We start from the raw sequence: 13521 nt of genomic DNA on the forward strand, positions 1-13521 counted from the left end.
ACTTTTCTTGAAATTGCTCTAGCGCTTGTGCTGCTGCCGTGGCTTTGGACCGCAGCCGGCGCGCAAGCCGTCAGCTTCCCGGAATTCGGCAGCGCCATCCCCGGCCACATGGATGTGACCTATCTGGACCTCGCAAGGATGGTCATTCCCGGCCTCGCAGGTGACAGCAACGGTTTCTACCGGGGTGGATTGCCGATCGAGATGCGCCACATCGAGGGACCGGATGGCGGCGGTTCGCCGCCTGAGACATCGGGCCTCTCCAACGCCGGCGTGCTCGCCATCAAGGCCGGGGGCAAGGACCGGCTGGCGATGCTCTACGACCTCGGCGACTCTCCCGACAGCGCCGAAGGCTATGCCGTGCTGGCGCTCTACGACATCACAGACAAGCCGAAGCTGCTCGACGCCGTCAATGTCGCGCTCGACCGCGGCACCTATTTCCGTGAACCGGGCAAGCTTTCCGTTGGGCCGAACGACGACATCGTGATCACCATGAGCGCGCATTTCAATTCAAGCCAAAACTACGCGATCACGCCGCTGATCATGGTGCGCGACGACAAATTCCAATTGATCGACATGATCTTCACCTTCGATGAGAACCTGTGCGCCTACAGCCGCAAGCAGGACGTTGCTTTCCAGACGATCGCTGACGGGCAGCCTTATGCCACAGTCAAAGTGACGGTGACCGACGCCACGGTGCTCAACGGCGAGAGCTGCGACGGCCAGCCGCCCAAGCCTGAAGCCCACGCAATTTCCGTTGCCTATCATTGGGACAAGAAGACGTTGCACTACGTCAAGGATTCCGACGCGCTGGACAGATTGGCAGGAGAGAACGCCAAACGCTTCTGAGCCAACCGCATTCGTTTGCCCGGTGCATTTCTGCACGATAGAATCTGCCGATATTCCGCATCTGAAGGGAGCACTCATGGACAAGGGCAAGATCTTTCGCGACCTGCACGCCTCGACCTTCGTCATGCCCAACCCCTGGGATGTCGGCACGACCAAGCTCCTGGCCTCCTTCGGCTTCAAGGCGCTGGCGACGACCAGCGCCGGTTTTGCCTTCTCGCGCGGCCTGCCCGATGGCGCAGTGACCTTCGAGGCGATGATCCACCATTGCCGCGAGCTGACGGCGGCAACCAGCCTGCCGGTGTCGGCCGATCTCGAGAAAGGCAAGGGCGACAGCGCGACGAGTGCCGCCGAGACGGTTTTTGCGGCCGAAGCGGCAGGTCTCGCCGGCTGCTCGATCGAGGACCATACCGGCGATCCCGACAAGCCCATCTATGAGTTTTCACACGCCGCCGAGCGCGTTGCAGCTGCTGCTGAAGCCGCGCGCGCGCTCAAGCACGATTTCGTCTTCACCGCGCGGGCCGAGAATTTCCTTTGGGGCAAACCGGATCTCGACGACACGATCAAGCGGCTGCAGGCCTTCGAAAAGGCCGGCGCCGACGTGCTCTATGCGCCGGGCCTCAAAGATGTCGAGACCATCCGGAACGTCTGCTCGGCAGTGAGCAGGCCGGTCAATGTCATGGCACTCCCGGCCTTCACCATCGCCGACCTCGCCATGGCCGGGGTCAAGCGCATCTCGCTTGGACCGTGGCTGACCAATTTCGCCTTCGGCATGCTGGAAACCGCGGCGCGGGAGATCCAGCAGGACGGCACGTTCGGCTTCACCCGGGCCGCCATGCCGTTCGGCAAATTGCAGGCGCTGTTTTCCAAATCCTCAGGCTAGGGTTCCCGGCGCATGACGCTCACCGTCGTCGACATGCATACCGGCGGCGAGCCGCTCAGGATCGTCACCGACGGCTATCCAGACATTCCCAAAGGCACGATCCTGGAAAAGCGCGCCTATGTGCGCGACCACCTCGACCATTTGCGCAAGCTGCTGATCTTCGAGCCGCGCGGCCACTACGACATGTATGGCGCGCTGCTGGTGGAGCCCGACCTGCCCGGCGCCGAGCTGGCCGTGCTGTTCATGCACAATGAGGGCTATTCGACGATGTGCGGCCACGCCATCATTGCGCTTGGCCGCTACGCCGTCGACGAAGGGCTGGTGGTCAAGCAGGAGCCAATCACCACCGTCAACATCGAGGCGCCGTGCGGCATGGTCGTCGCCTCGGTCGAGGTCAGGGACGGCAAAGCGGGATCGGTGTCGTTCGAAAGCGTGCCGGCCTTTCTGTTTGCCCATGACCAACAAATCGAATTGGGGGGATACGGCAAGATTGCGTTCGACATCGCCTATGGCGGCGCCTTCTACGCGCTGGCCGACTGCCATCAATTCGGCCTGGAGTTCGGCCGCAGCCGGGTGCGCGATTTCGTCGACGCGGCAACCGCGCTGACCGAGCGGCTGAAGGCGGCGTTCCCTCTATCGCATCCCGACCATGCCGATCTCGCTTTCCTCTACGGCACCATCCTCACCGATGGACACGATGCGTTCTCCGGCGAGGCAACAAAAAACATCTGCGTCTTTGCCGATGCCGAGGTCGACCGCTCGCCGACCGGCTCCGGCGTCACCGCGCGGCTGGCGGCAATGCATGCCAAGGGTGAGATCAACCCTGGTCAGGAGCGGTCCTTCGAAAGCATCGCCGGCTCGCGCTTTTCCGGAGCGGTGGCGCGCACGACCATGGCCGGCCCGCATGATGCGATCATCGCCCGCGTCGGCGGCCGCGCCTACTATTCGGGCCGGGCGGAATTCACCGTCGAGCCGGATGACGAATTGGGACGCGGTTTTCTTCTGCGTTGATAGGCCTATCGCCCGGCGCTCTCCCGCGCGCCGACCGCCTTGTGCAGATGCACCATCATGGCGGCGGCAAAGAGCGGCGTCAGCAGGTTGAGCAGGGGCACGGCGAGGAAGGCAGCGATGAGCAGCCCGGCCAGAAAGACGGTGCCGGCATATTTCCGGCGCAACGCCCTCGCCTCATCTTTCGGGCGGAAGCGCATGGCGGCGAATTCGAAGAATTCACGTCCGAGCAGATAGCCGTTGACGATGAAGAAGGCGGCGATGTTGACGCCTGGAACCAACAGAAGGAGCAAGGCGACGATGTTGCCCAGGATGACGACGCCGAAGAATTTCACCGACAACACGAGCGAGCGCAGCGCCGGCATGGCGCGTCCGACGGGATCGGCCGGATAGTCGGTGCGCTCGACCACTTCGGCGATGTCGTCGAGAAACAGGCCGGCCACGATTGCCGTCACCGGCGCGATCAGCAGCGCCATCCCGAAGGCAAGCGCGATGGCAGCGATGATGCCGCTCAGCCATCCGGCCCATGACGGCAGGCCGGGCAGCAAGGAGTGAACCCATGGCAGCGCCAGCCAATCGACAAGCCCGGTCAAGACGAACCACAACGCGACCAGCGCCAGCACGGTCAAGCCCAGCGTCTTCAGGAAAACCGCGCGGAATTCGGGAGAAAACAGCCGGCTGAAGGCGGCGCGGGCAGCGTTGAAGATCACGGCGTTTCACCCCCAGGAACGAACGGATATCTCCGACATAGGCTGAGACCCTGTCAGCCGCAAGCCTGCCGGAGCGGGCGCAATTCCGGACGGGAACTAGAGCATGATCCCAAAAAGTGGGTACCGGTTTTTGGAAAAGATCATACTCCAACAAAGGGTTAGATCATGATGAGATTTCAACCAAATCTCATCATGATCTAGCGCGCCAGCGCCCGGGAGCGGGCTGGGATGGTCATTGCCGCAACGCCGGCGACGACGCAGCCCATGCCCCAGAGCGCCGTCGGCCCGATGCTTTCGCCGAGAAACACGACGCCGATGCCGACGCCGATCGGCACGCGCAGATAGGCCTGCGACGTCGTGCCGACCGAACCCAGCGTGTGGATGAGGCGGAAAAAGATGCAGAAGGCCAGCGCCGTGGAGAACACCGACAATGCGAACAAGGCCAGTATCGACGCCATTGAAGGCGACAGCGTCCACGGGCGGTCGAAGGCCAGGCTCAAGGGGACGAGGATGACCGCGCCGCACAGCATCGAGCCGGCGGCCGGCAGCATCGGGTCGAGTCCCCTAAAGCCGCGGCCAAAGATGGCGGCGCCGGCATAGCAGACCGTGGCGGCAACGACGGCAAGTTGCGCCCACAATTGATGGCCGAGCCCGCCAAGCGCCTGGGTGCCGACGATCAGGCAAATGCCGGCAATGCCGGCACCGACACCGAACAGCTTGCGTGCGGTCACGGATTCGTGGCGGGTGATGAGCGCGGTCAGCAGGAAGGTGAAGATCGGCGAGGTCGCGTTGAGAATGGTGGCGAGGCCGGCGTCGATGGAGCGCTCGGCGGCGGCGATCAGCGTGAATGGCACGACGCTGTTGAGACAGGCCTGGACCATGAACCGCCACCAGGTCGCGCCGTCCTTGGGCATGGAAAGGCCGCGCCAGCGGATCAGCGCGAGCAGGATGGCGCCGGCGATCAGGGTGCGAGCAGCGATGAAGGTTATCGGCGGGATCGTCTCGACACCGATCTTGATGAAGGTATAGGACGCGCCCCACAGGGCGGCCAGCACGCCAAGCAGCGCCAGTTCGGTGGTCATGTCGGTCTTTGCTTGCATGCAGGGTGCTTCCAGCGCTTGATTTGAGGCCAAGCTTGTAGGCGACCCGGCGGTCAGATGCTTCGGCCACGGTCGAACTGTGATGGAGCCTCGTCCCAGGCGCGCGCGCCGGCTTGGGCCGGCAAAGGATGGAAATCGGTTGCCATTTTTCGGGGTGATGCTGTAGACCCGCCCGGGCGCGGCAGAAAGCCGGCAGGTTCCAGGCGGAGACATTGATGCCCGATTATGACGTGCTTTGCATCGGCAATGCCATTGTCGACATCATCGCCCAGTGCGACGACGCTTTTCTCGAGACCAACGGCATCATTAAGGGTGCGATGAACCTCATCGACACCAAGCGCGCCGAGCTGCTCTACAGCCGCATGGGCCCCGCGATCGAGGCCTCCGGCGGCAGCGCCGGCAACACGGCGGCGGGCATTGCCAGCTTCGGCGGCCGCGCCGCCTTCTTCGGCAAGGTGTCGAACGACCCGCTCGGCGAAATCTATGCCCACGACATTCATGCCCAGGGCGTCGCCTTCGACACCAGGCCGCTCGAGGGACAGCCGCCGACGGCGCGCTCGATGATCTTCGTCACCCCCGACGGCGAGCGCTCGATGAACACCTATCTCGGCGCCTGCATCGAGCTCGGCCCGGAAGACGTCGAGGCCGACAAGGCATCCGGCGCCAAGGTTACCTATTTCGAGGGCTATCTGTGGGATCCGCCGCGCGNACACGAGGCCGGACGCGAAGTGTCGATGACGTTGTCGGATTCGTTCTGCGTCGACCGCTACCGGGACGAATTCCTCGAGCTGATGCGCTCGGGCACTGTCGACATCGTCTTTGCCAACAGCCACGAGATCAAGTCGCTCTACCAGACAAAATCCTTCGACGAGGCGCTGGCGGCTATCCGCAAGGACTGCAAGATTGCCGCTGTCACCCGCTCCGAAAAAGGCTCGGTGATCGTGCGTGGCGAGGAGACCGTCACCATCCAGGCGACGACGATCCGCGAACTGGTCGACACCACCGGCGCCGGCGACCTCTACGCCGCCGGTTTCCTCTACGGCTACACCTCGGGGCGCAGCCTGCAGGATTGCGGCGATCTCGGCTCACTCGCAGCCGGGCTGGTGATCCAGCAGCTCGGACCGCGGCCACGGCAGAATCTGCGCAGCGCTGCCCAACTGGCGGGGTTGCTGTAGGACCGTCTTTCGGCCTGCAGCGCCCAGCCAGATGAGGGGTGCCCGCCGGTTCAGGCTGTCGGGCGCTCCGCTCAGGCGGTGCGGCGAAGGTCGTCGGACGTAGGCCCGGGTTCCAAAGCCCCGGCGGTGACCAGCCGGTTGCGGCCGCTCTTTTTGCCGATGTACATCAGTCGGTCGGCGAGCGTTATCAGCGCCTCCGAATCGGACGCTTCCGCCGGGTAGATGGCGACGCCAACGGTGCAACCAACATGGATGGCACCATTCGGCGTCGGCACCTTGATCCGCAGCTTTTCCAGGATACGTTCGGCGACGCCCACGGCCTTCTGTCGGGCCCGGCTAGCCTCTCCTGAAAACAGGAATGCGAACTCGTCTCCACCGAGCCGCGCCACGAAATCAGCGCTGCGCAGGACGGTGCGAAGCTGACCCGCCACCTCCTGCAGCAGCGCGTCGCCGGCCTCGTGGCCGAGCGTGTCGTTGACCTTCTTGAACCTATCGAGGTCGATGAACAGCAGGCCGGCTGCCTGGCCGGTGCTGTCGCAGCGGTCGATCACCGACCTCAGCTCGTTGTGAAAGGCGCGCCGGTTGGGCAGGCCGGTCAATGCATCGTGGTTGGCCGAGTGGTCGCTGTGCTGCTTGGCCAGCTCGATCTCGCGCTTTTGTACGGAGAGTTCCTCATTGGCGGCCTTGAGTTCGAGCAGCAGCTCGGCGTTGAGATCCTCGACGACCTTGCGGTCGCTGATGTCGACGACGAAACCTTCCAGGAATTCCAGTTCGCCGGCCTCGTCCCAGACGCCGCCGCCGATCTCGCGGACCCAGAGCGGCTCGCCGACCTGCGGCACGATGCGGTAGTCAACGTTCCAGTTGCAGCGCGCCTCGAGCGCGGTATCGACGGCGGCATAGACCGCAGCGAGATCATCCGGGTGGATCGCCGAGACATAGTCGCGCACGGCATTTTGAATGAAGTCGCTCGGCCGATAACCGCTGACGGTTAAAATGCCGTCGCTGATGTAGAGCATGGTGTAGGACGCATCGTTGCGGCAACGGTAGAGATAACCGTCCATGCGGCCGGTGATGCTCAGCAGCGCATCCAGGCGCTCGTCGTGATAGACCCCCTGGCCGACCACAGATGCCGTGTCATGCTTCATGGCCGCACCCCCGTTTTGGCGGTCTGAGCGCGCCGCCAATGCCATAAGGCCATAGGGGGCGAGAACGTTCCCTATAGCAGCCGAATATTATCAATCTCTTATGCGTTGGCGATTTTGCCGCCAATCAGGCTCCCGCGCTATAGGCCGCGATCGCAGCCATGTTGACGATGTCCGAATCCTTGGCGTTGAGCGAGACGATCTGGACCGGTTTGTTCAAGCCGACCAGCAGCGGGCCGATGACGGTGGAGCCGCCGAGTTCCTGCAGCATCTTGGTCGAGATCGAGGCCGAGTGGAACGCCGGCATGATCAGCACGTTGGCCGGGCCGGTCAGCCGGATGAACGGATACTGCGCCATGGCACGGGCGTTCAACGCAACGTCGGCGGCCATCTCGCCGTCATATTCGAAATCGACGCGGCGCTTGTCGAGGATACGCACCGCTTCCTGCACCCGCTCGGAGCGTTCGCCCTGCGGGTGGCCGAAGGTCGAATAGGCAAGCATGGCGAGCCTCGGCTCGTAGCCCATGCGGCGGGCAAATCCCGCCGCCTCTTCGGCGATGTCGGCGATCTGTTCGGCATTGGGCATGTCGTGCACGGCGGTATCGGCGACGAGGACTGTTTTGCCCCGCGCGAGCACGATGGAGACGCCGATGACGCGGTGGCCGGGCTTGGCGTCGATGATGCGGCGGATGTCATCGAGCGCCGTCGAATAGTTTCGGGTCACGCCGGTGACGATGCCGTCGGCATCGCCCAGCGCCACCATGCAGGCGGCGAAGTGGTTGCGGTCGTTGTTGATCAGGCGCTGGCAGTCGCGGAACAGGAAGCCTTTGCGCTGCATGCGCTCGTAGAGATAATCGGTATAGATGCCGTTGCGGCGCGACAGCCTGGCATTGATGATCTCGATGCCTTGCTTGTTGAGGTCGATGCCGGCGTGCCTGGCGTTTTCCTTGATGACATCGTCGCGGCCGAGCAGGATCGCGGTGCCGAGCTTCTGGTTCACATAGGAGACGGCGGCGCGCATCACCTGTTCTTCCTCGCCCTCGGCAAAGACGATGCGCTTGGGCTGGCGGCGGACGCGATCGTAGATGCGCTGCAAGGTCGAGGCGATCGGGTCGCGGCGGGCCGACAGCTCCTGCGCGTAGCGGTCGAGGTCGAGGATAGGCTTGCGGGCGACGCCTGACTCCATCGCCGCCTTGGCCACCGCGAGCGGGATGGCCGAGATCAGGCGCGGATCGAACGGCACCGGGATGATGTAGTTCGGGCCGAATTTCGGCCGGTTGCCCTGATAGGCGGCGGCGACATCGTCGGGCACGTCCTTGCGCGCCAGGTCGGCCAGCGCTCTCGCTGCGGCGATCTTCATGTGGTCATTGATGGTGGTGGCCCTGACATCCAGCGCACCGCGGAAGATGTAGGGGAAGCCCAGCACATTGTTGACCTGGTTGGGGTAGTCGGAACGCCCGGTGGCCATGATGGCGTCGGTGCGGATTTCGGCCACTTCCTCCGGCGTGATCTCCGGGTCGGGATTGGCCATGGCGAAGATGATCGGGTTCTTGGCCATCGACTGCACCATCCTGGTGGTCAATGCGCCCTTGGCCGACAGGCCGAGGAAGACGTCGGCGCCGTCCAGCGCCTCGGCCAGGCTGCGCGTGTCGGTCTTGACCGCATGCGCCGACTTCCACTGGTTCATGCCTTCGGTGCGGCCCTGGTAGACGACGCCCTTGGTGTCGCACAGGATGATGTTCTCGGGGGCAAAGCCCATCGCCTTCATCAGTTCGATGCAGGCGATACCGGCGGCGCCGGCGCCGTTGCAGACCATTTTCGTGGTCTTCATGTCGCGGCCGGTGATCTCCAGCGCGTTGATCAGCCCGGCGGCCGAGATGATGGCGGTGCCGTGCTGGTCGTCATGGAAGACCGGGATGTCCATCAATTCACGCAGCCGCTGCTCGATGATGAAGCATTCCGGCGCCTTGATGTCTTCCAGGTTGATGCCGCCGAAAGACGGCCCAAGAAAGCGCACGCAATTGATGAACTCGTCGGCATCCTCGGTGTCGACTTCGAGGTCGATGGAGTCGACATCGGCGAAACGCTTGAACAGCACCGCCTTGCCTTCCATAACCGGCTTGGAGGCCAGCGCGCCGAGATTGCCGAGGCCGAGAATGGCGGTGCCGTTGGATATGACGGCGACCATGTTGCCGCGCGTCGTGTAGTCGAAAGCGCGGCTGGGGTCTTCGGCAATGGCCAGCACAGGAACCGCGACACCCGGCGAATAGGCGAGGCTCAGATCGCGCTGCGTCGCCATCGGCTTGGTGGCGACGATCTCCAGCTTGCCGGGGCGGCCCATGGCGTGGAATTCCAGCGCCTCCTCGGCGCTGACGGAGGGGCCGCTGTTTTCGGTTTTCTTGGCCATGATGCTTTTGATTTCCTCGCCGGTGCCGCACCCTTGAGACGGGTGCGTGTTTTTGAAACTTCTGAATCAAGGCTACACGCCACCGCTGTAAACCGCCAAGCAATCTTCACGCCCGCAGCGAAATCTCCCGAGGTCGAACGGCGTCACGTCGGCTCTGGCTCGCTGACGAAGGCAGCGATTTCGCGCACCGTTCCCCGACGCATCATGCCGTCTGTGCCGGGGAAAGGCCAAGTCTCGATGGGTGGCGCACGGCTTCCCTTGCGCCGCAGCAATGCAGTCAGGAACGCCATGAGTTCGATGCGCTGGGCGTGAACCTTCTCCAGCGTGCGGCGGCGGATGTGCTGACGCGGTATGGCACGATCTCGCAGCGTCTCGACGGCGCGGCGAATGGCAGCCGGTTCCGGATCGGCGACGATGCAATAATCCGGATCGAAATAGACGTCGCGACCGCCAAGGCTCGGCGTACTGACGATCGGAAGGCCGGCCATCAGATATTCCATCGAGGAGTACATCGCTCCTTCCACGGCCGACAGGCACAGCCCGACGGCGGCCTGGTTGTAGACGTGGTTGACCTGTTGCGCCGTCAGCTTGCCCGGCCAGCCGTCGACGAGCGGATTGGCGATCTGGTGCAGCAGCGATTGCGCCTGCAGTCGCCGGACAAAGGCGCGGGCGGCAACCGGCGGCAATTCGCCGATCGAATAGGTGATGTGGGCCAGCCGCTCTATGTCGAAGGCCAGGTGATGGCGTTTGATCGGCGAGATGCGGCCATTGTAGACGGCGTCGAATTCGACCGGCACGTCCGGCAGCGGCCGGAAGATATCCTCCGATACCATCAGATTGTGGTTGGAGAAGATGGCATTGCCGCCCGCAGCCGCGACGAGACGGCGCTCTTCCTCGGTGTTGCACAGGAAGATGATCTCGTGCAGCGGAAAGCGGCCGGCGTACCAGGCGAGGTCGCGGCCCATCCGGGAGATGACCGCCGGCCGCTCCATGGTCCAGGTCTGCATCGTCAGGAAGGTGACGCGCCGTCCCGCCAGGCGCCGGCCAAGGGCCGCCAGCGGATAGAGCGGACGGGCTCCGCCAATCGGGACATAGAGCACCAGCGGGTCGCGGCTGAGCACATGCAGCGACATCTCGATGCCGCCATCGACATCGGACAGCGGTCCGTGTTTCGGCAGGAGGAAGGGGACGCGCTTGCGCACTGTCCCCCTAAGCTTGCTTTTGGTGCGGTGGACGCGCCGCGCCGCCAACAGCAGCAGGCGCTCAAGCGCCGATCCAGCCGGACCGACCAGCTCTTCGAACGCCTCCTGTTTGTCCTGATCCATGCCGCTTATCCCCGCCATGGCGATCATAGGCTGGTTGGCGCCCGAAGCAACCAACGGCTTCACCCGGCGTAGAGGGAGCACAAGCCGCCGTCGAGGCCGGTCGTCCCCTGCTTTTCGGGCCGCCGGCATTAAACCCCGCACCCACATCTGCTAGCGTGCGGGCATGAACATGCACACTTCAGCAGAAACCGACGCCCCCGAGGTGACACCGCCTGCGCCCGTCGGCAGCGTCACGCCGATGATGGAGCAGTTTATCGAGATCAAGGCGGCGAACCCGGATTCTCTGCTGTTCTACCGCATGGGCGATTTTTACGAGCTGTTCTTCGACGACGCCGAAAAGGCGAGCAAGGCGCTGGGCATCGTCCTGACCAAGCGCGGCAAGCACCAGGGTAACGACATTCCGATGTGCGGCGTGCCGGTGCATGCGGCCGACGACTATCTGCAAAAGCTGATCGGCCAAGGTTTTCGCGTTGCCGTCTGCGAGCAGATCGAGGACCCGGCGGAAGCCAGGAAGCGCGGCGGCAAATCGGTCGTACGCCGTGACGTGGTGCGCCTGGTGACGCCAGGCACCATCACCGAGGATAAATTGCTGGCGCCGTCGGAATCGAGCTTCCTGATGGCGCTAGGGCGGGTGAAGGGCGGCAACAGCGGTGACGCCTTCGCCCTGGCCTGGATCGAGATCTCGACCGGCGTCTTCCGCGTCGCCGAAACCACGACCGACCGCCTGCTGGCCGATGTCTTCCGCGTCGACCCGCGCGAGCTGATCGTCGCCGAGCCGGTGTTTTACGATCCCGAGTTGAAGCCGGTGTTCGACGTCATCGGCCGCGTCGCCAGCCCGCAGCCGCCGTCGCTTTTCGATTCGGCTTCGGCAGCGGGGCGGATCGCGCGCTTCTTCGAAGTGGCGACGCCTGACAGTTTCGGTGCCTTCTCGCGCGCCGAATTGTCGGCGATCTCGGGCGCCATCGCCTATGTCGAAAAGACGCAGAAGGCCGAGCGGCCGCCTTTGTCGCGTCCCGAACGCGAGGAGCAGGGCTCGACGCTGTTCATCGATCCTGCGACACGCGGCAATCTGGAACTGTTGCGCACGCTGTCGGGCAGCCGCGACGGCTCGCTGTTCAAGGCTATAGACCGCACGGTCACCGGCGGCGGCGCCAGGCTGCTCGCCGACCGGCTGATGGCGCCGCTAACTGACCCGGCGGCGATCGGCGCCAGGCTCGATTCTGTGTCGTTCTTCCGTGCGGAGACGCAGCTTTGCCAGGCGGTGCGGTCAGGCCTGAAGAGCGTCGCCGACATGCCGCGGGCGCTGTCGCGGCTGGCGCTCAACCGCGGCGGCCCGCGCGATCTCGGCGCGCTGCGTGCCGGCTTCGAAGCGGCGGCCACCATTGCCGAACTGTTCGGAACGGCCGTCCTGCCCGCGGAGCTGACAGCGGCACTTGCCGCGATAAAGGCGCTGCCGCGTGCGCTGGCCAAGCATCTGGCCCAGGCTCTTGGCGAGGAACTGCCGCTGCTCAGGCGCGACGGCGGCTTCGTGCGCGGCGGCTACCATGCCGAGCTCGACGAAATGCGGGCGCTGCGCGACGAATCGCGCAAGGTGATCGCCGGACTGGAGCGCTCGCTGATCGAGGAGACCGGCATCCGCTCGCTGAAAATCCGCCACAACAATGTGCTGGGCTATTACATCGAGGTGACGGCCAACCACCATTCAATCATGACCGGAAGCGACGGCGCCAAGGCGCGCTTCATCCACCGCCAGACCATGGCCAACGCCATGCGTTTCACCACGACCGAACTTGCCGAACTCGAGACCAAAATCGCCAATGCCGCCGACCGGGCGCTGAGCATCGAGCTTGCCGCTTTCGACACGCTGACGACAGAGGCGGTCGCCGAGGCGCAGAAGATCCGCGCCGGCGCCGATGCGCTTGCCGTACTCGACGTGTCGGCGGCGCTCGCGCTGTTGTCGGAGAGTGAAGCCTGGTGCCGGCCGCTGGTCGATTCCAGCCTCGCCTTCGATATCTCGGGCGGACGCCATCCGGTGGTGGAACAGGCGCTGCGGCGCTCGGGCGAAGGGCCGTTCGTCGCCAATGATTGCGATCTGTCGCCGCAAGACGGGGCCAAGGCCGGCGCGATCTGGCTGCTCACCGGTCCGAATATGGGCGGTAAGTCGACCTTCCTGCGGCAAAACGCACTGATCGCCATCCTCGCCCAAACCGGTTCCTTCGTGCCGGCGACATCGGCCCATATCGGCGTCGTCGACCGGTTGTTCTCGCGGGTCGGCGCCTCGGACGATCTGGCGCGTGGCCGCTCCACCTTTATGGTCGAGATGGTCGAGACGGCGGCGATCCTCAACCAGGCCGGTGAGCGGGCGCTGGTGATCCTCGACGAAATCGGCCGCGGCACCGCCACTTTCGATGGCCTGTCGATCGCCTGGGCGGCGGTCGAGTATCTGCACGAGAAGAACCGCTGCCGGGCGATCTTCGCCACTCATTTCCACGAAATGACGGCACTCTCCGGCAAGCTGCCGCGACTGCACAATGTCACGATGCGGGTCAAGGAGTGGGAAGGCGACGTCGTCTTCCTGCACGAGGTCGGCAAGGGTGCCGCCGATCGCTCCTATGGCGTTCAGGTCGCTCGCCTTGCCGGTCTGCCGGAAGCGGTGGTCGGCCGCGCCAAAGAGGTGCTGCATCAGCTCGAGGAAGGCGATGTCTCCGGCAAGGCGAACCGACTGGTCGACGATCTGCCGCTGTTTTCGGTGGCAATGAAGCGGGAAGCGGCAAAGCCTGCGGAGAGCGACGCATTGGGCGCAGCGCTGGGTGAGATCAATCCAGACGAGATGACGCCGCGCGAGGCGCTGGAAGCGCTCTACCGGCTGAAGGGGCTGGCGGGGAAAACCTAGCCCGATTTCGGCCTTGACCAATTGTACCGATTGGT

The 13521-nt window shown here is 64.3% G+C and carries 10 protein-coding genes; 5 read left to right on the forward strand and 5 right to left on the reverse strand.

Features of this window, described 5'->3' with window-relative positions:
- Positions 1-27 precede the first annotated feature (27 nt).
- From X728_RS156820 to X728_RS156810, 3 genes are all read left to right on the forward strand, one after another.
- On the forward strand, positions 28-846 hold the full coding sequence (locus X728_RS156820; RefSeq protein ID WP_245266108.1) for a hypothetical protein: 819 nt from the start codon (positions 28-30) through the stop codon (positions 844-846).
- Positions 847-922: 76 nt separating this feature from the next.
- Positions 923-1726, forward strand: a complete 804-nt coding sequence (locus tag X728_RS156815; protein ID WP_023831178.1) for an oxaloacetate decarboxylase — start codon at positions 923-925, stop codon at positions 1724-1726.
- A 12-nt stretch (positions 1727-1738) separates the two neighbouring features.
- Complete coding sequence (locus tag X728_RS156810; protein ID WP_023692651.1) at positions 1739-2737, forward strand: proline racemase family protein; 999 nt, start codon at positions 1739-1741, stop codon at positions 2735-2737.
- Between the two features lie 5 nt (positions 2738-2742).
- Here X728_RS156810 and X728_RS156805 read toward each other — a convergent pair whose 3' ends face one another.
- Both X728_RS156805 and X728_RS156800 read right to left on the reverse strand, forming a co-directional pair.
- Positions 2743-3444 carry a sulfate transporter family protein gene (locus X728_RS156805; protein ID WP_023831179.1) on the reverse strand — a complete coding sequence of 234 codons (702 nt, stop codon included), beginning with the start codon at positions 3442-3444 and terminating at the stop codon, positions 2743-2745.
- 197 nt (positions 3445-3641) lie between these two features.
- Positions 3642-4544: an EamA family transporter gene (locus X728_RS156800; RefSeq protein ID WP_023831180.1), complete on the reverse strand. Its 903-nt coding sequence runs from the start codon at positions 4542-4544 to the stop codon at positions 3642-3644.
- 215 nt (positions 4545-4759) lie between these two features.
- Here X728_RS156800 and X728_RS156795 point away from each other — a divergent pair, with 215 nt between their 5' ends.
- Complete coding sequence (locus X728_RS156795; RefSeq protein ID WP_023831181.1) at positions 4760-5719, forward strand: adenosine kinase; 960 nt, start codon at positions 4760-4762, stop codon at positions 5717-5719.
- 71 nt (positions 5720-5790) lie between these two features.
- On the opposite strand, the gene X728_RS156790 is transcribed toward X728_RS156795, so the two are convergent.
- The 3 genes from X728_RS156790 to X728_RS156780 all read right to left on the reverse strand — a co-directional run bounded on the left by X728_RS156790 (position 5791) and on the right by X728_RS156780 (position 10593).
- Positions 5791-6864 (reverse strand): sensor domain-containing diguanylate cyclase, encoded by a 1074-nt coding sequence (locus X728_RS156790; RefSeq protein ID WP_023831182.1) that lies wholly within the window; start codon positions 6862-6864, stop codon positions 5791-5793.
- 124 nt (positions 6865-6988) lie between these two features.
- Positions 6989-9268, reverse strand: coding sequence for an NADP-dependent malic enzyme (locus tag X728_RS156785; protein WP_023745223.1), 2280 nt, complete (start codon positions 9266-9268; stop codon positions 6989-6991).
- A 143-nt stretch (positions 9269-9411) separates the two neighbouring features.
- Positions 9412-10593 (reverse strand): glycosyltransferase, encoded by a 1182-nt coding sequence (locus X728_RS156780; protein WP_032897583.1) that lies wholly within the window; start codon positions 10591-10593, stop codon positions 9412-9414.
- A gap of 163 nt (positions 10594-10756) precedes the next feature.
- On the opposite strand from X728_RS156780, the gene mutS reads away from it, so the two are divergent.
- Positions 10757-13486 carry a DNA mismatch repair protein MutS gene (gene mutS / locus X728_RS156775; RefSeq protein ID WP_023831184.1) on the forward strand — a complete coding sequence of 910 codons (2730 nt, stop codon included), beginning with the start codon at positions 10757-10759 and terminating at the stop codon, positions 13484-13486.
- Positions 13487-13521: the final 35 nt, after the last annotated feature.

The sequence above is a fragment of the Mesorhizobium sp. L103C119B0 genome, assembly GCF_000502235.1.
GTDB lineage: Bacteria > Pseudomonadota > Alphaproteobacteria > Rhizobiales > Rhizobiaceae > Mesorhizobium.

Excerpts from the sequence above, each read along its gene's own strand:
- X728_RS156815 (WP_023831178.1), top strand. The coding sequence starts at position 923 with ATGGACAAGGGCAAGATCTTTCGCGACCTGCACGCCTCGACCTTCGTC.
- X728_RS156800 (WP_023831180.1), bottom strand. The coding sequence starts at position 4,544 with ATGCAAGCAAAGACCGACATGACCACCGAACTGGCGCTGCTTGGCGTG.
- X728_RS156810 (WP_023692651.1), top strand. The coding sequence starts at position 1,739 with ATGACGCTCACCGTCGTCGACATGCATACCGGCGGCGAGCCGCTCAGG.
- mutS (WP_023831184.1), top strand. The coding sequence starts at position 10,757 with ATGAACATGCACACTTCAGCAGAAACCGACGCCCCCGAGGTGACACCG.
- X728_RS156780 (WP_032897583.1), bottom strand. The coding sequence starts at position 10,593 with ATGGATCAGGACAAACAGGAGGCGTTCGAAGAGCTGGTCGGTCCGGCT.
- X728_RS156785 (WP_023745223.1), bottom strand. The coding sequence starts at position 9,268 with ATGGCCAAGAAAACCGAAAACAGCGGCCCCTCCGTCAGCGCCGAGGAG.
- X728_RS156790 (WP_023831182.1), bottom strand. The coding sequence starts at position 6,864 with ATGAAGCATGACACGGCATCTGTGGTCGGCCAGGGGGTCTATCACGAC.